General features: G+C 73.8%; 16 protein-coding genes and 2 pseudogenes. 5 read left to right on the top strand and 13 right to left on the bottom strand.

Annotated elements, in window-relative coordinates:
• The first annotated feature begins 55 nt into the window (after positions 1-55).
• Positions 56-1,498, top strand: coding sequence for an acyltransferase (locus ACIP9D_RS19650; protein ID WP_350872860.1), 1,443 nt, complete (start codon positions 56-58; stop codon positions 1,496-1,498).
• On the opposite strand, the gene ACIP9D_RS19645 is transcribed toward ACIP9D_RS19650, so the two are convergent.
• The 5 genes from ACIP9D_RS19645 to ACIP9D_RS19625 form a co-directional block, all read right to left on the bottom strand.
• A complete protein-coding gene (locus tag ACIP9D_RS19645; RefSeq protein ID WP_350872858.1) occupies positions 1,446-1,679 on the bottom strand; it encodes a hypothetical protein in 234 nt (77 codons plus the stop codon). The genes ACIP9D_RS19650 and ACIP9D_RS19645 overlap by 53 nt on opposite strands.
• Positions 1,680-1,883: 204 nt before the next feature.
• A complete protein-coding gene (locus ACIP9D_RS19640) occupies positions 1,884-3,377 on the bottom strand; it encodes a CoA-acylating methylmalonate-semialdehyde dehydrogenase (protein ID WP_350872857.1) in 1,494 nt (497 codons plus the stop codon).
• 76 nt (positions 3,378-3,453) lie between these two features.
• A complete protein-coding gene (locus tag ACIP9D_RS19635) occupies positions 3,454-4,752 on the bottom strand; it encodes an aspartate aminotransferase family protein (RefSeq protein WP_350872855.1) in 1,299 nt (432 codons plus the stop codon).
• A 140-nt stretch (positions 4,753-4,892) separates the two neighbouring features.
• Entirely contained in the window at positions 4,893-5,762 is an 870-nt protein-coding gene (locus ACIP9D_RS19630; protein WP_350872853.1) for a hypothetical protein, read from the bottom strand.
• A gap of 26 nt (positions 5,763-5,788) precedes the next feature.
• Entirely contained in the window at positions 5,789-6,658 is an 870-nt protein-coding gene (locus ACIP9D_RS19625) for a hypothetical protein (RefSeq protein ID WP_350872851.1), read from the bottom strand.
• 141 nt (positions 6,659-6,799) lie between these two features.
• Here ACIP9D_RS19625 and ACIP9D_RS19620 point away from each other — a divergent pair, with 141 nt between their 5' ends.
• Positions 6,800-7,861, top strand: a complete 1,062-nt coding sequence (locus ACIP9D_RS19620; protein WP_350872849.1) for a hypothetical protein — start codon at positions 6,800-6,802, stop codon at positions 7,859-7,861.
• 12 nt (positions 7,862-7,873) lie between these two features.
• Here ACIP9D_RS19620 and murD read toward each other — a convergent pair whose 3' ends face one another.
• The gene (gene murD, locus ACIP9D_RS19615) at positions 7,874-9,220 is read right to left on the bottom strand and encodes a UDP-N-acetylmuramoyl-L-alanine--D-glutamate ligase (RefSeq protein ID WP_350872848.1); all 1,347 of its coding nucleotides are present in this window, start codon (positions 9,218-9,220) and stop codon (positions 7,874-7,876) included.
• A gap of 100 nt (positions 9,221-9,320) precedes the next feature.
• On the opposite strand from murD, the gene ACIP9D_RS19610 reads away from it, so the two are divergent.
• Positions 9,321-10,673, top strand: coding sequence for a hypothetical protein (locus ACIP9D_RS19610; protein ID WP_350872846.1), 1,353 nt, complete (start codon positions 9,321-9,323; stop codon positions 10,671-10,673).
• Between the two features lie 136 nt (positions 10,674-10,809).
• Here ACIP9D_RS19610 and ACIP9D_RS19605 read toward each other — a convergent pair.
• The 3 genes and pseudogenes from ACIP9D_RS19605 to ACIP9D_RS19595 form a co-directional block, all read right to left on the bottom strand.
• Positions 10,810-11,250, bottom strand: a pseudogene (locus tag ACIP9D_RS19605) (PucR family transcriptional regulator); the annotation flags it as partial.
• Positions 11,251-12,063: 813 nt separating this feature from the next.
• A pseudogene (locus ACIP9D_RS19600) lies at positions 12,064-12,894 on the bottom strand (PucR family transcriptional regulator ligand-binding domain-containing protein); the annotation flags it as partial.
• Between the two features lie 44 nt (positions 12,895-12,938).
• Entirely contained in the window at positions 12,939-13,766 is an 828-nt protein-coding gene (locus ACIP9D_RS19595; RefSeq protein ID WP_350872961.1) for an RNA methyltransferase, read from the bottom strand.
• 359 nt (positions 13,767-14,125) lie between these two features.
• Between ACIP9D_RS19595 and ACIP9D_RS19590 the strand changes: the two genes are divergently transcribed.
• Positions 14,126-15,514, top strand: a complete 1,389-nt coding sequence (locus tag ACIP9D_RS19590) for an endo-1,4-beta-xylanase (protein WP_350872844.1) — start codon at positions 14,126-14,128, stop codon at positions 15,512-15,514.
• Positions 15,515-15,569: 55 nt separating this feature from the next.
• On the opposite strand, the gene ACIP9D_RS19585 is transcribed toward ACIP9D_RS19590, so the two are convergent.
• From ACIP9D_RS19585 to ACIP9D_RS19570, 4 genes are all read right to left on the bottom strand, one after another.
• A complete protein-coding gene (locus ACIP9D_RS19585; protein WP_350872842.1) occupies positions 15,570-17,771 on the bottom strand; it encodes a transglycosylase domain-containing protein in 2,202 nt (733 codons plus the stop codon).
• A gap of 108 nt (positions 17,772-17,879) precedes the next feature.
• Positions 17,880-18,686, bottom strand: a complete 807-nt coding sequence (locus ACIP9D_RS19580) for a hypothetical protein (RefSeq protein WP_350872841.1) — start codon at positions 18,684-18,686, stop codon at positions 17,880-17,882.
• Between the two features lie 175 nt (positions 18,687-18,861).
• Complete coding sequence (locus tag ACIP9D_RS19575; RefSeq protein ID WP_350872839.1) at positions 18,862-19,965, bottom strand: SPFH domain-containing protein; 1,104 nt, start codon at positions 19,963-19,965, stop codon at positions 18,862-18,864.
• Between the two features lie 5 nt (positions 19,966-19,970).
• Entirely contained in the window at positions 19,971-20,444 is a 474-nt protein-coding gene (locus tag ACIP9D_RS19570) for an NfeD family protein (RefSeq protein WP_350872838.1), read from the bottom strand.
• Between the two features lie 124 nt (positions 20,445-20,568).
• Here ACIP9D_RS19570 and ACIP9D_RS19565 point away from each other — a divergent pair, with 124 nt between their 5' ends.
• A complete protein-coding gene (locus ACIP9D_RS19565; protein WP_350872836.1) occupies positions 20,569-21,876 on the top strand; it encodes a serine hydrolase domain-containing protein in 1,308 nt (435 codons plus the stop codon).
• Positions 21,877-21,885 lie beyond the last annotated feature (9 nt).

Below are 21,885 nucleotides of genomic sequence, written 5' to 3'. Positions count from 1 at the left end.
CGGCGTCCGAACCGTTATCCACGTGCTCGCACCAGCGCTGGCATACCCTCGGGCCATGCGCCGTCCGGCCCAGCTCGCTGCCGCGACGCCGGCCGGCCGGGAGCGCTACGTCGACCTGCTCCGCGCGCTCGCCATCATCGTGGTCGTGCTCGGCCACTGGGCCGTCGCCGCCGTCGGCGAGGACGCCGCCGGCCGGCCCACCGCCCGCTCCGCACTGCCCGACCTGCCCTGGACGCACCCGCTGACCTGGGCGGCCCAGGTGATGCCGGTCTTCTTCGTGGTCGGCGGGTACGCGAACGCCGCCTCGCTGACCGCCCACCGGGCCCGGGGCGGGGATGCCACCGGCTGGCTGCTCGGCCGCAGCGCCCGGCTGTTGCGGCCCACCACGGCGCTGGTGCTGGTGCTGGTCGGCGGGGCGCTGGTCGCCCGGCTCGCCGGCGTGGCCGACCCGCTGATCCGGACCGTCGCCTGGTTCGCCACCATCCCGCTCTGGTTCCTCGCCGCCTACCTGCTGGTGGTGCCGCTGACCCCGGTGATGTGGGCGCTGCACCGGCGGTTCGGGCTCGTCGTACCGCTGGCGCTGGCCGGGTTGGTCGCCGCCGGTGACCTGGGACGGGCGTTCGGCCCGGCCGAGCTGGCCATCCCCAACTACCTCTTCGGTTGGTTGGCCGTCCACCAGCTCGGCCTCGCCTGGTTCGACACACGCTCGGAAGACCGGGAGGTGACCACCGGTAAGCAGGCTGTCCGGCGGGGCCGTCGGCTGCCGGTGTCCCGCCGGGCCGGCTGGACCACCCTGCTCGCGGGACTGGCCGCGACGCTGCTGCTCACCGCCGGTCCGTACCCGGTCAGCATGCTCAACGTCCCCGGGGAGCGGCTGGACAACGCGGCACCGCCGAGCCTGGCGCTGCTGACCCTCACCACCGCCCAACTCGGGCTGATCCTGCTGCTGCGCGACCGCGCCGAACGCTGGCTGCGTCGTCCCCGACCGTGGCAACTGGTGATCGCGGTCAACGCGGTCGTGCTGACCGTCTTCCTCTGGCACCTGACCGCCGCGATCCTGCTGGTCGGCGCCCTGGACGCGGTGCACCTGCTGCCCACCGCGCCGGTCGGCTCGGCCGCCTGGCTGGCCTGGCGGCTGCCCTGGGTGCTGATGCTGGCCGTCGTGCTGACCGGCCTGGTCACCGCCTTCGGGCGGATCGAGGCGCGCAGCGGCCGCCAGCGCGGGCGGAATGCACCGACCCGATCGGAGCGCGGACGACTCCGGCCGACCGTCCGCAGCCTGCTCACCGCCGCCGGCTTCGTCGCCGTGGTGTACGGCTTGGTGGTCAACAGCGCGGCGCCAAAGGAGGCCCCCGAACCGCTCGGCGTGCCGGTCCCGGCCCTGGCGGCGTACCTGGCCGGAGCCGGCGCGCTGCGACTGCTCAGGCGTGGTGGGGAAGCGCCGGTTAGTCGGGCCGGCGGATCCGGGCGCGACGCCGGCGCAGCACCACGGCGATGAGGATCCCGGAGAGCACGCCCGGGCCGCAGTGGACCAGCAGCACACCGAGCAGGCTCGGCCCGCCCCAGTCGTTCCGGTAGGTGGCCGGGTCCGTCATGTCGATCACGAACGGCTCGACGAGGGCGCGGGCCACCAGGTACAGGCCGACGACCAGGCCGATGACCGATGCAGTCCTACGCACGTTGGGCTCCGTTCGACGCGCCGAGGGTGGACCACCCCTGTCGGCGTCGATACTGGCGCGGCCGTCGGCCCACCACATCGGACCGTGGGGTGGTCCGGCACGTCATACCTGGGTGCCACGGGCGGGCGCCGGGCCGGAGCGCGGACGGCACAGCGCGCCGACACGGCCCTGGTGAGGGGGCCGGGCCGACGCGCCGCGGGTCGCTCAGCTCTGGGTGGGGAAGCCCAGGTTGACCCCGCCGTGGCGGGGGTCCAGCCAGCGGCTCGTGACCACCTTGCCGCGGGTGAAGAAGCGCACCCCGTCCTCGCCGTGCGCGTGCAGGTCGCCGAAGAGCGACGACTTCCAGCCGCCGAACGAGTGGTAGGCCATCGGCACCGGGATCGGCACGTTGATCCCGACCATGCCCACCTCCACCTCGTGCTGGTAGCGCCGGGCGGCGCCGCCGTCGTTGGTGAAGATGGCGGTGCCGTTGCCGTACGGGCTGGCGTTGACCAGCTCCAACGCCTCGTCGTACGAGCCGACCCGGAGCACGCTGAGCACCGGGCCGAAGATCTCGTCGGTGTAGATCGACATGTTCGGCGTGACGTGGTCGAAGAGGGTGGGTCCGAGCCAGAACCCGCCCGGCTCGCCGTCCGGCTCGACGTCGCGCCCGTCCACCACCGGCACCGCGCCGTCCGCCGCCCCCGATTCGACGTAGGAGCGCACCCGGGCCGCGTGCTCGGCGGTGACCAGCGGGCCCATGTCGCAGCCGCGCCGGCCGTCCCCGGTACGCAGCCCCGCCATCCGCTCGGCGATCTTCGCCACCAGGGCGTCGGCCACCGGCTCGACCGCGACCAGCGCGGAGATCGCCATGCACCGCTCCCCCGCCGAGCCGAACCCGGCGTTCACCGCCGCATCGGCGGCCAGGTCGAGGTCGGCGTCCGGGAGCACCACCATGTGGTTCTTCGCCCCGCCCAGCGCCTGCACCCGCTTACCGGTGGAGGTGCCGCGCTGGTAGACGTACCGGGCGACCGGGGTGGAGCCGACGAACGACACCGCCCGCACCTCCGGGTGCTCCAGCAGCGCGTCCACCGCCGCCTTGTCGCCGTTGACCACGTTCAGCACACCGTCCGGCAGGCCGGCCTCGGCGAACCACTCGGCCAGCAGCAGCGCCGCGCTCGGGTCCTTCTCGCTCGGCTTGAGCACCACCGCGTTGCCGCAGGCCACCGCGACCGGCACGAACCAGAGCGGCACCATCACCGGGAAGTTGAACGGCGAGATCACCGCGACCACGCCGAGCGGCTGGCGCAGGGTGTACGAGTCCACCTCGGTGGAGACGTTCTCGCTGAACGCGCCGCGCAGCGCGGACGGGATGCCGCAGGCGTACTCGATCACCTCGAGCCCGCGCTGCACCTCGCCGGCGGCGTCGGCGAGCACCTTGCCGTGCTCGGCGGTGATCACCTCGGCCAACCGGTCCCGCCGGGCGTGCACCAGCTGGCGGAACGCGAAAAGCACCGCGCTGCGCCGCGCCAGCGAGGCGTCCCGCCAGGCCCGGGCGGCGCGGGCCGCGGCCTCCACCGCCACCGCGACGTCCGCGGCCGAGGCCAGCGCCACCTCAGCGCTACGCCGGCCGGTGGCCGGGTCGAAGACGTCCGCGCGCCGCTCGGACGTGCCGGCGAACCGCTTGCCCTCGACGAAGTGCCCGATGACCGCGCTCATGCCGGCACTCCGCTGCGCTCCGTGCCACCATGAGGCACCTCCGCACTGCACCGATGATTCGCTCGCTGACGCTCGCTCATGCCGTCACCGCCGCCGCGCGGATCGCGTCGACCAGGATCGCCAGGCCCTCCCGGGCCTCCGCCTCGGTGAGGGTGAGCGGCGGTCCCATCCGCAGCACGTTGCCGTAGAGGCCGCCCTTGCCGACCAGCAGCCCGCCGGCCTTGCACGCCTCGAACGCCCGCACCGTGCGGGCCGGGTCCGGTTCCCGGGTGCCCGGGTGGACGAACTCGACAGCCAGCATCAGCCCCTTGCCGCGTACCTCGGCGACACAGTCGAGATCGGCGACCGCGGCGCGCAGGCCGTCGGCGAGGATCGCGCCGGTGCGGGCCGCGTTGGCCTGCAGGTCGTGGTCGAGCAGGTAGTCGAGCACCGCGTTGCCGGCGGCGGTGGAGACCGGGTTGCCGCCGAAGGTGGAGAAGCTGATCGCGGGCACCGATTCGAGCACCTCGGCCCGGCCGACCACGCCCGCGAGGGCGAAGCCGTTGCCGATGCCCTTGGCGAAGGTGAGCAGGTCCGGCGTGACGCCGTGCGCCTGGTAGCCCCAGAAGTGCTCGCCGGTACGCCCCCAACCGGTCTGCACCTCGTCGGCGATGAAGAGGATGCCGGTCTCGTCGAGCACCTTCTTCCAGGCGGCGAAGAGCCCGTCCGGCGGGTGCACGAAACCGCCGACGCCCTGGATCGGCTCGGCGATCAGGGCGGCCACGTCCCCGGTGGTCTGGGTGGCGAGCACCTCGCGCAGGTCCTCGACCGCGGCGTCGACCTGCTCGTCGGCGTTGAGCCGGGAGAGCAGGCCGCGCAGCCGCTCGGCGGAGTGCAGCCAGGCCACCTGCAGCGGGTTCAGCGGGCTGGCCGACCAGCCCCGGTTGCCGGTCACGCCCATCGCCGCGTACGACCGGCCGTGGTAGCTGTTGCGCACGGCCAGAACCTGGTGCGAGCGGCGGTGGTTGGTGGCGACCAGCAGCGCCGCCTCGTTCGCCTCGGTGCCGGAGTTGGTGAAGAAGACCCGGGCGTCCGGGATGCCGGAGAGCTGGGCGATCTTCTCGGCCAGCTCGACCTGCTGGCGGATCAGATAGAGGGTGGAGCTGTGCACCACCCCGGTACGCAGCTGACGCTCGACGGCCTCGCGAATCTCGGGGATGTCGTAGCCGATCATGTTGGTCAGCACGCCGCCGAAGAAGTCCAGGTACGTCCGGCCCTGGGCGTCGGTGACCCGGCGTCCGGAGCCGGAGACCAGCTCGATCGGCTCGTCGTAGTAGAGCGGCATCCAGGACGGGAGCACGGCCCGGTGCCGGGCCAGCAGATCGTCGGTGGTCATCGAAGCACCCTTCGCATCGCGGTTACCGCACGCTTTCACCGCTGCATCGCAGAGACAACTGTCAGCGTGTAGCGCGAGCATCCGCCCGGCCTGACAGAACGTCAACGGGTCTGGCCGCGTTTTTCGTCGCCTGCTTGCGCTCAGAGCGCGCTTCCGGTGGCGAGATCCGCCTTTGACCGTCGTTTTCCGCGCCACCGCGCCGGTAGGTGCAGGCCCGCCGCCACCAGCGCGAAGCCGGCCCAACCGGCAGCCAGCCCCACCGCCGGTGACAGGCCCTGACCGACGTGGACGCCGCTGAGGAAGCCGACCAGGGCCAGGCTGTTGCGCGCGAAGTGCCGGCAGAACCGCGGCAGCTCCCGGCGGACCTCGACGGCCACCAGCACTCCGGCGTACGGGAAGGTCACCACCAGCCCGCGCAGCAGCTGGCCGAGCAGCCCGGTCAGCGCCGCGCCGCCGAGGATCAGCAGCAGCTTCGCCGGCGCGGGCAGGTTGGGCCGCCGTCCACCCTCCACCGGCGACGACGCTTCCCGGGCCGGTGCGGGCGGCGAGGGTCCGGCTGCACCGGCGGCGGCGCGGGCCGACGGAGCGGGTGCGGCGTCCACCCCGGCGCGACCGGGATCGCTCCGGGGCGGGGTGCGGCCGGCCACGCGGCGGTGCAGCACCAGCATGGCGAGCAGCCAGAGCGCCACCGTGCCGGCCAGCGCCGGCGCGAACGGCACGGCGAGCGGGCGCAGCGCGACCGCCAGCGCCAGGTAGCCGGCGACGCCGGCCAGGTCGGCCAGGATGATCGGCCAGCGCAACCGGTGATGCGTGAGCGCGACCAGGCCGAAGAAGAGGTTGAGCCCGACCACCCCGAGCAGCTGCGCCCCGTCCACCCGGTACCCGGTGGCCAGCAGCGCCGCCGACATCGGCAACGGCAGGCTGGCGACGAACGCGCGCAGCCGCACCGAGCGGATCAGGCTGACCGCCCACACCACCGCCGTCACCAGCAGGACGCCCTGCACGGTCATCGGTCGCTCCCCGGGCCGATGCCCGGTCAGGCCGGGAAGGTGGCGAGGGCGGCGCAGGCCTGGAACGTCTCGCCGGACCGGGCGAGGTCGGTCGGGTTGACCGAGAAGCGGTTCTCGGTGATCTCCCCGTGCGCGCTCATCCCCGCCGTCCAGCAGGCCGAACCGTCCCAGCGGACCAGGTTGACGTGCAGTTCCGGACCGGCCGCGCCGGAGGGCAGCAGCCCGACCCGTACGCCCGCCCGACGCTGGGCCTCCACCAGCTCGGCCAGCTCGTCGGACAGCTCGACGTAGGTGAAGATCCGGGTGATGCGCACCCCCCGGTCCAGCGCCGCCAGGTTCGCCGCCCAGTACTGCCGGCCGACGTCGCCGCGCCACCAGCTCAGCTCGCCGCTGGCGCGGGGCATCACGTTGGTCAGCGCGTCCAGCTGCCGTATGCAGTCCCGGGTCGCGCCGATCAGGTCCTGGCAGTCCGGACCCGGCCGGATGATCCGGCCGTGCCGCAACTGCTCGACGTCGGCGTGGAAGCGCTCGAAGCGGCGCCGCGCCTCGTCGGCCACCCGGGTGCCCGGATGCTGGCTGACCGCTTCGCGGGCGCCGGCGACCACCTCCGGGACGGCCTGCACCAGCCACGACGGGCCCTCCAGCAGCGTCCGCAGGTGGAACCGGCGCTCGGCGCGGGCGAGCGAGTCCACCAGCAGCGAGATGGTGATACCCATCAGACCCGCGAGCAGGGACTCCACCCCGGTGGCGGCGTTGGTCAGGTCCAGCACCACGGAGAGCGAGATCGACAGCCCGATGCCGATCAGCGCGACCGGGTCGGTGTGCGCGACCAGCCGGGCGAACGCGAGCGGGGAGCCAGGCCGGCCGGCGCGCGGTCGGCGGAGCAGTTCGGCCATCGACGACCTCCCGGATGCCGGCTGCCGTCAGGGTACGGTCCACCCGCCACGGCCCGGCTCCTCCGCAGGGTGTCGCCGCGCCGCGTGGCGGCGCCCCACGATCGGCCGGCCCCCGATCCGTCGGCCGGTACGATCCGGACCGTGCCCGAGCGTCCCGTCCCACCGTCGCCCGGTGCCGCCCTCCCCCCGCCGGCCGCGGTCACCTCCGTTCCGGTGCCGCTGCCCGGTGGCGCGTTGCCGGGGAACGGCACGGCGATCGTCGACGGCATCGGCGGCTGGATCGACGCCGCGCCGCTGCGCGGGTTGGTGACCCGCTTCGGCGGCGACTGGCCGGCCGGCGACCTGGCCGCCGTGCTGGCCGGGCTGGACGACTTCTCCGCGCGGCACTGGGACTTCCGGGGCGGCCGGGAACGACCCGAGGCGCGCGAGCCGGCCCTCGACCTAGCCACCGCCGGGCAGGTCCACGCCGCCGCGACCGCGCTCGGCCTGGTCCGCCCGGAGCCGCCGGCCCGGCCCGGGTACGCCCACCTGCTGGTGCTCGGCGGGCTGGCGCACGCCTGCCTGCGCCGGGTGGCGTACGCGGCGGACCTGCTGCGCCGGGGCGTCCGGGTGGCCGGCGAGGTGGCGGTATTGGGCAGCTTCCGGCCGCTCTCCGAGATGGAGCTACGCGCCCTGGCCGGCGCCGGGGTGACCGGCTGCGCGACCGAGGTGGACGCACTCGACGCCGGGGTCCGGCTCGTGTTCGGGGTGGACACGCCGGACGACCACGACGGCATGGACGCCGGCCACCCGCACCACTCCTGGTCGTCGCGAACCTACCGCCCGGCCGGCCTTCCGCCGGTGCGGGTGCTCGCCGCCCCGTCCAGCGAGCCCGAGCGGCGTCGCGCGCACACCGCCGACACCCAGCACTTCTGGGCCGGGCACGCCCGGCTCTCGGCCGGCGACCCGGTGCTGCTGGTCACCGCCCCGATCTACGTGCCGTTCCAGCACTGCGACGCGCTCCGCACGCTCGCCGTGCCGTACGGCTGCGGAATCGACACCGTCGGCGTCGACCCGGCTCTACCCGATCTGGCCCGGCTGCCCGAGCAGACCCTGACCCCGGGGCGCTACCTCCAGGAGATCCGCTCCGCGATCCGCTCCATGCGCGCGCTGCACACCGCCCTGCTGACCCCCGGCCCGGCTGTCGCCGACCCTCCCGACTGACGGCGCGCGAAGTCAGCCGGCGGTGTCGCGTACCGCCTCGGCGAAGACCTCGGAACGGTGCTCGAAGTTGCGGAACCGGCCGTAGCTCGGCGCCGCGGGAGAGAGCAGCACCACCCCGCCGGCCGGGGTCAGCTCGCGGCCCAGCCGGACCGCGTCGACGAGGTCCTCGACCACCTCGGTACGCACCTTGGGCAGCCCGGCGAGCGCCTCGACGATGCGCGGGCCGCTGTCCGGGATGCCGATCACGTTGATCTCGCGTTCGGCCAGGTGCTCACGGAGCGGGCTGTAGTCCAGCCCCCGGTCGCTGCCGCCGACGATCACGGTGAGCGGCCGCCCGTCGTACGCGTCGATGGCGTGCATCGCGGCGTACGGGCTGGTGGCGAGGGTGTCGTCGACGAAGGTCAGCCCGGACTCATCGACGATCTCGGTGAGCCGGTGGGCCAGCCCCTGGAACCCGGCGACCGCGACCGCGAGGGTGTCCTTGCGGGCCACCACGTCGACGTCGAGCGCGTCGAGCACGGCGAGCGCGACGCAGAGGTTGCCCTCGTTGTGCCGGCCGACCAGCGGCAGCACCGTACGCGGGAACAGCGGCTGGTCGCCGAGGTGGAACCAGGGCGCGCCGTCCGGGCCGGCGGCCACGTGGGTGGTGTCGGGCGAGCCGGCGCGCACCGCGGGCCGGTCGCCCAACTCGGCGGCGAGCCGCGGGTCGGCGCCGTTGACCACCACGGTCTGCGGCTGGTGCGCCAGCAGGTTGAGCTTGTCCCGGTAGTACTCCCGCTCGCCGCCGTGCGCGTCCAGGTGCTCGGGGAAGAGCGCCGTGACCACCGCGACCCGGGGCGAGTCAGTCAGGTCGCTGCACTGGTAGCTGGAGAGTTCCAGCACGTACAGCTCGGCCTCGGGCAGGTCCAGCGTGGGCACCCCGATGTTGCCGCCGAAGACGTTGGGCCGGTCGACCGCCGCGAGCAGATGGCTGATCAGGCTGGAGGTGGTGCTCTTGCCCTTGCTGCCGGTCACCCCGACGGTGCGGGCCGCGTGGTCGGCCATCCAGAGCGCGGTGCCCTGGGTGATCGGCACCCCGAGCCGGCGCAGCTCGACCAGCCACGGGTGGGTCTGCGGCACGCCCGGCGAACGGACCACCACGTCGGCGGCGGCCAGCCGCTCGAACCCGGCCTCGCCGGTGACCAGCGGCGCCGCCTCGGCCAGCGGGCCGTCCCAGGGCAGCGACAGGAAGTTGGCGCTGTCGTCGACGGCGACCAGGTCGGCCGGGCCGTGCGCGGCGATCGCGGTCACCGCCGCCCGGCCCTCCCGGCCGGTCCCCCAGACGGCGACGGTATGTCCGCGCAGGTCAGACAGGCGCACTGGTGATCTCCTCCGGGCGGGACGGTCATCGACGGGCCGTTGCGGGGCCGGGTCCGGCACAGCCGGGCACGGCCGGACGAACCAGGGCCTAGTATGGCGTGTGCGCAACGAGCAGCTGCGGCGGATGGACGCCTTCACATTTCCGTCCTACTCGATCGACCTCTCCACTGGTGAGGCCCTGTTCGACTACGCCCTGACCGGTCCTGCCGGGGAGCAGCGGTTCACCGAGGTGATCACCTTCCCGTTGCCGGAGGCGCCGCCGTCGGACGAGACGGTGGCCACCCTGGGTCGGGTTCTCGAAATCCTGCACGTGGTCGCCGGGGTCAGCTACTACAAGGCCGCCGCGCCGGGCCGGCTGGTGCTGCCGGCGCCGCTCGGCCCGGCCGCCACCGAGCTGATCACCGGCATCTACACCAAGGGCCTCGCCGAGTACGCCTACCGCAACCAGCTGCCGCACGTGTTGCAGCTGACCCCGGAGGTGCCGGCCGGCCGGGTGAAGCCGGCCCGGGAGTACGACAACTCCGACCGGCGTCCGCTCTCGGCCGTCGGTGGTGGCAAGGACTCGATCGTCAGCCTGGAGGCGCTGCGACGGTCCGGGTTCGACCCGGTGCCCTTCTCCGTCAACCCCAACCACGTGATCGTCTCGGTGAACGAGGCGTCCGGGCTCACCCCGCTGGCCGCCCGCCGGCGGATCGACCCGGTGCTCTTCGAGCTGAACGCCGCGGGCGCCCGCAACGGGCACATTCCGGTCACCGCGATCAACTCGCTGATCGCTGTAGCCACCTCGGTGCTGCACGGGCTCGGCCCGGTGGTGATGTCCAACGAGCGTTCCGCGTCCGACCCGAACCTGGTCTGGGACGGTCATGAGATCAACCACCAGTGGTCCAAGGGAGTGGAGGCGGAGGGACTGCTGCGGGCCGCGCTGGCCGAGCACGCCGGGCTGACCGAGCCGTACTTCTCGCTGCTGCGCTCGCTGTCGGAGCTGCACATCGCCCGGCTCTTCGCCGAGATCGACCGCTACGACGACGTGGTGACCAGCTGCAACGCCGCCTTCAAGCTGCGCGACGCGAGCGAGCGCTGGTGCCGGAACTGCCCGAAGTGCCGGTTCGTCTTCCTGGCCATGGCGCCCTTCATGTCCCGGGAGCGGATCACCCACATCTTCGGTGGCGACCTGCTCGCCGATCCCGACCAGATCCCCGGCTACCGGGAGCTGCTCGGCGTGGACGGACACAAGCCGTTCGAGTGCGTCGGCGAGGTGGAGGAGTCGGTGGTGGCGTTGGGGCTGCTCGCCGAGCAGGAGCAGTGGCGCGACGCCCCGGTGGTCCTCGCCCTGGTCGACGCGGTCCCAGAGACGGCATGGTCGACGGTGGCCACCTCCGACGTCTTCACCCCCGGCGGCGGCCCCAACCACATCCCCCCGGCCTACGCCAAGGCCCTGACCGCCCTAACCTGACCCACCCCACCCCACCCCCTCCGTCCGCACGACACTGAGGTTGATCAAGAGAATCGCGTCAGAATCCGGCCCACGCCTGACGCAAATCTCTTGATCACCGGGGGCGGTCCGGAGGGCGGTCGGGGGCGGGAAGGGGTCAGGGGGTGCGGATGGCGTCCAGGGCCAGTAGGGCGACGTGCAGGGAGAGGCAGGCGTCGACCGAGTCCAGGTCGACGTCCAGCACGCGGCCGATGCGAGCCAGCCGCTCGTAGAAGGCCGGCCGGGACAGGTGTGCCGCAGCGGCCGCCGCCGACTTGTTCCGGCCCTGTTCGAGGTACGCACGCAGCGTGCCGAGCAGCTGCTCCCGGGGGTGCTGCGCGTCGTACGCCAGCAGCGCGCCCAGTTCCCGCTCGACGAACGTCTGCACCCGCGGCTCGTCGCGCAGCAGGTGCAGCAGCCCGGCCAGCCCGACGTGCGGCAGCCGGAAGATGGGCAGGTCGCGCCGGTCCCGCCGGGCCGCGTCGGCGATCTGCCGCGCCTCGACCAGCGAGCGGCGCGCCTCGCGCAGGCTACCGACCCCCGAGCCCGCCGCGATGATCACGGCCGCCGGCCGGCCGACACCGCTCACCCGTCCGTCCGGCTGGCCCTGCCGAGGTACCAGATCGTGTCGCACCGCCCCGTCGGCGCGCGTCGAAAGGTCCGGGCGGGCGGTCCCGTCGGGTCGGCCCACCCCGTCGTGCCGGAACGCGTCGCGCCGGGTCGCCCCGTCGAGGCGGGTCACCCCGTCGCGCCGCGGTGAGCCGTCGGGGCGGGCCGTCGGAGCGTCCAGGCGGACCCGGCGCAGCGCGGTGGCGAACGCGGTCAGCGCCCGCTCCTCGGCGGCCGCGTCGGGCAGCGCGAGCAGCGCTCCGACCGCGTGATCGTCCACCGCGCTGGTCAGCGCGGTCAGCTTCGCCTCGCGCAGCGCCTGCCCGACCGCCTCGGCGAGATCCCGCAGCCTCGCCGGGCCGGCCGCCGGGCCGGGCTCACCGAGGTCACCGGCCGGCCCGCTCTCCCCCGCCGGGTCGTCGGCCCGCAGCCGCACCATCACCCCGACCAGGTGTCGGCGTTCCAGCACCACGCCGAGCGCCTTGGCACGCAGTGCCACCTCGTCCACCGGTCGGGCGTGGTCGAGCAGCGCGGTGAGCAGGGTGCGGTGGATCTGCCGCTCCAAGCCCTCGGCGTCACGCCGGATCAGTCGGCCCAGCGCCAGGGTGGAGGCCGCCCGCTCGATCAGGATGGTCAGCCGGGTCGGTGGGACGGTGTCGGCAGTCGGGGCCGGCTGCCCGTCCACCGCCGGCTCGGACTGCTCGGCGGACGCGGCGGCGGTGCTGCCTCCGGGCGCGGCGGCGGTGCCATCGGCGGACGTGCCGTCGGGGCGGGCGACGGGCGCGGCGGCCGGCGCGGCGGCGGGACGGGCGACGGGCGCGGCGGCCGGCGCGGCGGCGGGACGGGTGGTGGCCAGGTCGCCCCCGGCCGGCCAGCGCAGCAGCAGCCGTCCCCAGTCCTGCCCGCGCGCGCCGACGGCGGTGACCAACCACCCACTGTCCGGGTCGTACGCGGTCCGCCCGGCGGGCTGGATCCGCCGCGAGTGCTGCTCCCAGCCGTCCAGCAGCAGCTCGGCGCTCTCCCCCGCCGGGTCGTACGCGAGCACCTGCCGGGAGAGGTTCTCCAGCACCACCGGGCAGCCGGAGAGCTCGGCGGCCTGCCGGAGCACCTCGCCGGGCCCTGCCCCCTCGACCGACAGCTCGGTGAACCGCTGGTGGATCTCCTCGGTGGCCCGCAGCTCGGTGAGCTGGGCGTCCACGATCAGCGCGTGTACCGCCTCGGTGATCCGCACGAACGGAGTGGCCCGCCGCAGCTCGACCAGGGGCAGCCCGCGCCGCTCGGCGGCCGCGGCCATCACCCGGGGCACCCCGCTGACGTACCGGCGGCCCAGCTCCACGACCAGGCCGGAGACACCGACGTCGGACAGGTCGCCGATGAAGGCGCGCAGCCCCGCGTCGTCGCCGGGCAGCCCGATGCCGGTGGTGAGCACCAGCTCGCCGCCGCCGAGCAGGGGGGCGATGTCCGGCACCTCGGTCACGTGTACCCAGCGCACCGGCCGGTCCAGCCCGGCATCCCCGGCGACCAGGCGCGGGGCGCCGTGGCGGACCGGGTCCAGGGCGAGGACCTCACGGACGGTAGGGAACACGGGCGACACGCTACCCTGCGTGACCCTGGAACTCGACGGACCCGGCCGTCAGGTCACAGCGGGTCGTCGCGTCCCAGTTCCCAGAACGCCACCGCCGCCGCGGCGGCCACGTTGAGCGAGTCCACCCCGCGCCGCATCGGGATCGCCACCCGCACGTCGCTGGCGCGCTGGGCCTCCCCGGTCAGCCCGGCGCCCTCGGCGCCGAAGAGCAGCGCGGCGCGGGCCCGCTGCGCCGGTTCGAGCCGCTGGATCGGCAGCGCATCCGAGGCCGGGGTCAGCGCCAGCACGGTGAAGCCGGCCGCCCGCACCTGGTCGAGGCCGCCGGGCCAGGGCTCCAGTTTCGCGTACGGGATGGCGAACACCTCGCCCATGCTGACCCGGACGCTGCGCCGGTAGAGCGGGTCGGCGCAGGTCGGCGAGAGCAGCACCGCGTCGATGCCGAGCGCGGCGGCACCCCGGAAGATGGCCCCGAGGTTGGTGTGGTTGTTGACGTCCTCCAGGATCACCACCCGGCGGGCGGCGGCGAGCACCTCGGCGGCGGTGGGCACCGGCCGGCGGCGGAACGACGCCAGCACCCCCCGGTGGACGTGGAACCCGGTGGCCTGCTGCAGCACCTGCGGGGTCGCGGCGTAGACCGGCGCGTCGCCGGTGTCCAGGTCGGCGAGCTGGTCGACCCGCTTGGCGTCAACGAGGTAGGACCGCGCCGGGTAGCCGGCCCGCAGCGCGCGGCGCAGCACCAGCTCTCCCTCGGCGATGAACAGCCCGTGCGGCGGCTCCCAGCGGGTACGCAGCTCGACGTCGGTCAGCGCGCGGTAGTCGGCGATCCGCTCGTCGTCGGGGTCGGTGATCTGGTGGACGGGCACCCGACGATTCTGCCGGATGCGCGTCCGGGCGCTGGACGGCCCCGGCGGGAGCGCGCCGCCACCGACCGGCGTCGATTTCCGGAAGTTGTCCGGCCGGTCCGCCCGCCCCGCTCACTGTTGTCGATCACCTCCGCGCCAGCTCACGCCCGCGTACCGTCGCCGGTCGCCGGCCGGGCACCGGCCCGGGCCGCACGGCGAGGCTTGAACCTTCCGGAAAGCCGGGGCTAACATCGACCCGCGCGGATGAGTTTGGGTGATGAGCCGGAGCACGCGAGGGACAGGGCATCCGGTGCTGCCTGCACGGCCGGGCCCCGGCGCATTGGGCGGCGCCGGGCCGGGGCCGTGGCCAATCATCGCCAAACTCGAAAGGCACTCAGATGATCAACCCTCCGGTCCGGCCGGACCGACCGGCCCGCGCGCGAACGGGACGGCGCCTGGCGCTGGTCCTCGCCGCGACGGGCGCCCTCCTCGCCGGTGCGACGATCGCCCTGACCCCCAGCGCCAGCGCCGGCACCACGCTCGCCGCGTCGGCCGCCGAACAGGGCCGCTACTTCGGCACCGCGGTGGCGGCCAACAAGCTCTCCGACGCCACCTACGTGGGCATCCTCAACCGAGAGTTCGACATGGTCACGCCGGAGAACGAGATGAAGTGGGACGCGACCGAGCCGTCGCAGAACACCTTCACCTTCGGCAACGCAGACCGGATCGTGAACCACGCCCGGGCCAACGGGATGCGGGTACGCGGTCACGCCCTGGCCTGGCACTCACAGCAGCCGGGCTGGGTGCAGAACCTCTCCGGCAGCGCGCTGCGCTCGGCGATGGTCAACCACGTCACGCAGGTGGCCACCTACTACCGGGGCAAGATCCACTCGTGGGACGTGGTGAACGAGGCGTTCGCCGACGGCGGGACCGGGGCCCGGCGGGACTCGAACCTGCAGCGCACCGGCAACGACTGGATCGAGGTGGCGTTCCGGGCCGCGCGGGCCGCCGACCCCGGCGCGAAGCTCTGCTACAACGACTACAACACCGACGGGCAGAACGCGAAGAGCAACGCCGTGTACGCGATGGTGCAGGACTTCAAGGCGCGCGGCGTACCGATCGACTGCGTCGGCTTCCAGTCCCACTTCAACGCCCAGAGCCCGGTGCCCGCCGACTACCAGGCGAACCTGCAGCGCTTCGCCAACCTCGGCGTCGACGTGCAGATCACCGAGCTGGACATCGAGGGCTCCGGCAGCGCGCAGGCCGACAACTACGGCCGGGTGGTGCGGGCCTGCCTCGCGGTCGCCCGCTGCACCGGCATCACCGTCTGGGGGATCCGGGACAGCGACTCGTGGCGGGCCAGCGGCACCCCGCTGCTCTTCGACGCCGGCGGCAACAAGAAGCCGGCGTACACCGCCACGTTGAACGCCCTCAACGGCGGCAGCACCCCGCCGCCGACCACCACCCCGCCGCCCACCACCCCGCCGCCGACGGGTGGCGGCTGCTCCGCGTCGGTCACCCTCAACTCGTGGACCGGCGGCTTCGTGGCGACGGTGCGGGTGACGGCCGGCGCGGCCGGCACCAACGGCTGGACGGTCGCGCTGACGCTGCCCGCCGGGGCGACGGTGGTCAACACCTGGAACGCCACGTCCAGCGCCGCCAGCGGCGCGGTCCAGTTCCGCAACGTCGGTTACAACGGCCGGCTCACCGCCGGGCAGACGACCGAGTTCGGGTTCCAGGCCAACGGCACCGGCACCGGCCTCACCCCCAGCTGCACCGCGAGCTGAACCCGCGGCGCCGGTGCGGAGGTCCAGAGGCCTCCGTGCCGGCGCCCGGCTCGGGTCAGCCGCGTCCGCCGAGCCAGCGCTCCAGCAGCGAGCGGGGGTCGTCGTCGGGGGTCCGCGGCCGTTCCTGGCGCGCCGGCGGCCGCTCCACCGGGCGGCGCGGCTCGCCGGCCAACTCCCGGCTGGGTGCGGTGAAGCTCTTCTCCGGCTGCCCCTTGACCGCGGTCGCGATCACCCGGGCCACCGCGTCGATCACCTTGGCCTGCACGGCGGAGCCCACCGAGTCGGTGGGGTCGTCCGGGTTCGCGGCGATGCCGGCGACCGCGACCTGCGGGGTGAAGCCGACGAACGTCTCGGTGGCGTTCTCCTCCGAGCTACCGGTCTTGCCGGCGACCGGCCGGCCGTCCAGGATCTCGTTCACCGAGGTCGCCGTGCCGCCGTTGCACTGCCCGTACGGCGACTGCTGGCCCACCGGGCAGCGCGCCGCGTCGGTGGCGGCCCGGGCAACGTCGGCGTCGAGCACCCGCTTGCAGGACGGGTCACCCACCGGCACCTGCTCGCCGGTCGAGGTCCGCACCGACACCACCGGCAGCGGCGTGCAGTACGTCCCCTCGGCGGCCACCGTGGCGTACGCGTTGGCGAGGTCGAGCGGGGTGGTGGCGGCCACGCCGAGGGTGAACGAACCCCAGTTGGCGGCGTCGTTGCGGGCGAACGCGGCGTCCGAGTCGGCCCGGAAGGTGATCCCGAGCCGCTGCGCCATCTCGACCACCTTGTCCTGGCCGACCTGCTCGGCCAGCCAGACGAAGTAGGTGTTCACCGAGCGGCCGAAGCCGTCCCACATCATCCGGTAGCCGTCCATCCACTCCGGGTTGGCGTTGGCCGGGCACCAGTGCCCGTCGCAGCTGCCCTCGCCTTCGGCGGGGTACCGGGTGGGAAGCTTGCTGGGCGCGTCGAAGCCGGTGGAGAGGGTCTTGCCCGACTCCAGGGCCGCGAGCATGGTGAAGAGCTTGAAGGTCGACCCGGCCTGGTAGCCGTCGACGCTGTCGCCGCCGGAGATCAGCGGGTTGACCGTGTTGGGGTGGTTGTTCTGCCCGGCCGGGTTCGCGGCCAGGCTGTAGTGCCGGTTGACCGCCATCGCGAGCACCCGGCCGGTGCCCGGCTCGACCGCGGCGATCGGCAGCGCGCGCTTGTTGCCGTACCCGTACACCGCGGTGGCCTGCTGCTGCGCGGTGGCCTGGACCTGCGGGTCCAGCGAGGTGACCACGGTGTAGCCGCCGCGACGCAACGCCTGCTCCCGCTCCTCGGCGGTGGCGCCGAACGCCGGCTGGGTCAGCCACCACTGACGCAGGTAGTCGCAGAAGTAACCCCAGTCGTCGTGGCCCTGGGCCACCGCGGTGCAGCCGTTCGGCTGCGCGGTCGGGTGCAGGGTCAGCTTCTCGGCCTTGGCCTGCGCGGCCTGCGCGGCGGTGATCGCCCCGGTCTCGACCATCGAGTCGAGCACGTACGCCCGGCGGGTCAGCGCCGCGTCCCGGTCACCGTCGATCGGGTTGTACGCCTCCGGGGACTGCACCAGACCGGCGAGCAGGGCCGCCTCGGCGAGGGTCAGCTGGGCCGGGGCCTTGCCGAAGTAGCGCTGGCTGGCCGCCGCCACGCCGTAGGCGCCGGAGCCGAAGTAGGCGATGTTCAGGTACCGGTTGAGGATCTCGTCCTTGCTGAGGCTCTGCTCCAGCGCGGAGGCGTACCGGATCTCCTGGAGCTTGCGCCCCACGTTCTGGTCGGTCGCGGCCTGCCGCTCCTCGGCGGTGCGGCTCGGGTCGGTCTTGAGCACGTTGCGGACGTACTGCATGGTCAGCGTCGAGCCACCCTGCTCGGTGCCGCCGCCCTTGACGTTCGCGACCAGCGCCCGGGCCAACCCGCGCAGGTCCGCGCCGCCGTGCGAGTAGAACCGCCGGTCCTCCGCCGCCACGATCGCCTGCCGCATCACCGGGGCGATCTCCGACAGCGCGACGTCCGTCCGGTTCACGTCGTAGAACGTGGTGATCAGCGTCTTGCCGTCGTTGGCGTAGAGGTAGGAGCGCTGCGGGGTGGCCGGGGTCTTCAGCGCCGCCGGCAGCGCCGCGTACGAGCCGAGCGCCGACTTGGTGACCACCCCGAGCAGCAGGTTGCCGGGGAGGGCGGCCACCGCGAGGGCGAGGCCGGCGAGCAGGCCGGCGAGCAGCACGGTGAACAGCCGCGTCAGCGGCGGGCGGGGTGGGGCCATGGTCCCCAGGATTGCCATGAAAGCCGCCAACCGACCAGCCCCCGCGCCGTTTTGTCAGCAACTTCACCGCGCCCCACCAGCAACTTCCCAACCTGGCGGGCTGGTGGGTCAGGCGGGAGAGAGGGGGCCACCGGGGGTGGCGGGAGGCGGCGGCGCGGCGGTGGCGACGCTGGCCGAGGCCGCGTCGCGGGCGATGTCGCGCGGCACCAGGCGGCCGGAGCGGTAGCCGATGCCGATCCCGGCGATCAGCACGAAGATCGCCCCGAAGGTCTGCAACGAGCCGACCAGCGCGCCGCCGAGCCCGAGCAGTGGCGCGGCGATGATCAACATGACCCCGTCGCCCATGCTGAACATGCCGGAGCGGGCCACCGCCCAGCCGGTGAGGAACCAGCCGATGCTGTAGCAGGTGGCGCCGACCAGCACGAGGGCCCGCGCGGAGGTACCGAAGACCGGGGTCTGCTCCTCGAGCCCGGCGAAGGGCAGCATGAGCACCGTGCCGGCGATGCTCACCAGCAGCCCGGCGGCGGCCGCCCGGCGACTGCGGGTGGCGGCGAGCAGCCCGGTGAGGGCCAGCAGGGCGAGCAGGCCCAGCCAAACCGCGGCCACCCAGCCGACCAGGTAGAGCGGCCGGCCGTCGGCCGGGTACGGGTCGTTGCCCACCCCGCCGTCGCTGGCCATCGCCACCACGCCGTAGAGCACGGCGTACGCGGGGAGCAGCCACACCGCGGCGCGGGCGAACCGGCGCACCGACCAGGCCCAGCTGGCGTTGGTCGCCGGACCGGCGGGCGTCGGCTCGCCGACGAACGGCAGCACCCCGAATCCGCCGCCGGTACTCCGGGAGCCGAGCGGGCCGGTCGGATCGTGCGCGCCGGGGACCGGGGCCGAGGACCAGATCCGATTCGCCGGGTCCTTCATGCGTCACCTCGCTCTTCCGACAAAGCGGTGCGGGACGCGCCGGGGCGCCCCGAAGCCTGGTCACCACCCGTCCTAGGACCGATGGTGGCAGGCACCGGAGCGCCCCATGAGTCTTTCTCGCATTTACCCCACGCCGGCCGACTCAGTCGACGACCGGCCGCCGGACCGGGTCAGCTCAGCCGCGCTCGCGCTGGTCGGCCGGGTCGTTGACCAGACTCGCCGGGGAGACCGGCTCCGGCGCGGGCAGCCCCTGCGGCGTGCCGCCGGTGGCCTGCGCCTCGGCGACGCGTACCTCGTCGTGGATCTGTGCGGCCGCGTCGGCCGCTGCCTGCGCGGCCTCCGCCGCCTCGCGCTCCACCTGGCTGGCGTGGTCGGCCGCCTCCGGCGCCGGCTCGTCGCCGACCATCCGGCTCAGCCCGCCGAGCGCGCCGCCCATGCCCTCGAGGGCCTTGGTCAGCTCGGCCGGCACGATCCAGACCTTGTTGGCGGTGCCGTTGGCGATCTGCGGCAAAGCCTGCAGGTACTGGTAGGCGAGCACCTTCTGGCTCGGGTTGGCCTGGTGGATCGCGTCGAAGACGGTCCGGATCGCCTTCGCCTGGCCCTCCGCCTGGAGGATCCGGGCCTGCCGGTCACCGTCGGCCCGCAGCACGGCGGACTGCTTCTCACCCTCGGCGGTGAGGATCTGCGACTGCTTGTGCCCCTCGGCGTTGAGGATCGCCGCCCGGCGGTCCCGCTCGGCGCGCATCTGCTTCTCCATCGAGTCGCGGATGCTGGCCGGCGGCTCGATGGCCTTGATCTCCACCCGGGTGACCTTGATGCCCCACCGGCCGGTGGTCTCGTCCAGCACCCCGGAGAGGTGTCGGTTGATCTCCTCGCGGCTGGTCAGCGCCCGCTCCAGGTCCAGCGAGCCGATCACGTTACGCAGCGTGGTGACGGTCAGCTGCTCGATGGCCTGGAGGAAGTTCGAGATCTCGTAGGTGGCCCGGACCGAGTCGACGACCTTGAAGTAGAGCACCGTGTCGATCGAGACGACCAGGTTGTCGGAGGTGATCACCGGCTGCGGCGGGAAGCTGACCACCTGCTCCCGCATGTCGACCTTGGTACGCACCGCGTCGATGAACGGCACCAGCAGGTTGAGCCCCGGGTTGAGGGTGCGCTTGTACTTGCCCAGCCGCTCGACCACGTCCTGGCGCTGCTGCGGCACGATCCGTACGGCCTTGGCCAGCGTCACCACGGCGATCAACGCCACGGCGATCACCAGCACCGTTATCGCTGTCATCCCGTTCACCCTCTCGCTTCCGGCAACCCGCCGGCGGAAGAAACATCGTCCTGCCAGACCAGGGCGGTCGCGCCCCGGACCTTTATCACCCGCACCCGTTGACCGGGGTCGAACGACTGCGTCGCGTCGTACGGCCGCGCGGTCCACAGCTCACCGTCGATCTTGACCATGCCGTGCTCGGCGTCCACCCGTTCCAGCACCAGCGCGGTGGAGCCCTCGATCGCCTCCACCCCGAACGGCTGCTCGCCGCTCTCCAGCGCCGAGCGACGGTGCCGCTGGATGATCGGCCGCACCCCCACCACGGTCAGCGCGGAGACCACGGCGAAGACCAGCGCCTGCACGGCCGACGGCGCGCCGAGCGCGGCCGCGCCGGCGGCGGCGAACGCGCCGGTGGCGAACATGATCAGGAACAGCGTCGTCGTGAAGACCTCGGCGACGGCCAGCACCACACCCAACACGATCCACAACACGACGTCCACCCCACGATCGTGACACGCAAATGCACGCGCGGCCGCCCCGCGATGATCGATAAGCTCGGCGGCACCCGCCTGCCCGCCCCCGCCGGGCCGGTACGGCACCGCACCGCACGAGGAGAGGACGCCCGTGTCCCTGCTGCCCGAGACCGCCCGCCAGGTCGACGCCCTGGTCGCGCAGGCGCAGTCCACCGGCCGTACGCCGTCACTCGTGATGGGCGTGGTGCGCGCCGGCGAGCTGATCCACCTCGCCACCGCGGGCGAGCACCCGCGACCCGACGCGGACCTGCAGTACCGGCTCGGCTCGATCAGCAAGACGATGACCGCGACCCTGGTGATGCAGCAGCGCGACGCGGGCCGGCTGGCCCTGGACGACCCGCTGGAGCGGCACCTGCCCGGCACCACCGTCGGCACGCTCACCCTGCGCCAATTGCTCGGGCACGCCAGCGGTCTGCAACGGGAGCCGGAGGGCGAGTGGTGGGAGCGGGCCGAGGGCGTTGACCTGGCCACCCTGCTGGGCGGAGTGACCGCGGACAAGATCGCCTACCCGGCGCACCGGACGTACCACTACTCGAACCTGGCGTACGGGCTGCTCGGCGGCGTGCTGGAACGGATCACCGGGACGCCCTGGGCCGAGCTGCTCCGGGAGCGGATCTTCGAACCGCTCGGCATGCGCCGCACCACGTACGCGGCCACCGAGCCGTTCGCCCGGGGCTACGTGGTGCACCCGTGGCACGGCACGCTGCGCGAGGAGCCGCGGACCGACACCGGCGCGATGGCGCCCGCCGGGCAGCTGTGGGCGAACGTCGAGGACCTGGCCCGGTGGGCGGCCTTCCTGGCCGAGCCGGCGCCGCGGGTGCTCGCCGCCGACACGCTGACCGAGATGTGCGCGCCGGTGGTGATCAGCGACCTCGACTCGTGGAGCGGCGGGCACGGCCTCGGGGTGGAGCTCTACCGGGCAGGCGAGCGGGTGTACGTCGGGCACGGCGGCTCGATGCCCGGCTACGTGGCCGCCCTGGCGGTACACCGCCCCACCCGCACCGCCGTGGTCGGCTTCGCCAACTCGTACGGCTTCGGCATCGGCCGCCTCGGGCAGCGGATCCTCACCACCGTGCTCGACGCCGAGCCGGCGCTTCCGCAGCCCTGGCGTCCGACGGCCACCGCCCCGCCCACCGAGATCGTCGAGCTGACCGGCCGCTGGTGGTGGATGGGGGTTCCGCTCGACGTGACCTGGGACGCGGCCAGCGGTGAGCTGGGCGCCCTGCTGCGCGGCGAGCGGGCGAGCCGGTTCAGCCCGGAGGGTCCGGACCGCTGGCGCGGCCGGTCCGGTCCGGAGAACGGCGAGATCCTCTCGGTGCTGCGCGACGAGGCGGGCCACGTACGGGCGCTCGACATCGCCACCTTCGTCTTCACCCGCACTCCGGACCAGGAGCCCTGACCGCCGGGC

It is taken from the genome of Micromonospora sp. NPDC093243 (assembly GCF_044753725.1).
Classification (GTDB): domain Bacteria; phylum Actinomycetota; class Actinomycetes; order Mycobacteriales; family Micromonosporaceae; genus Micromonospora.
Note: the sequence above shows the minus strand (reverse complement) of the source record. Positions and strands in the feature narration are given on the sequence as shown.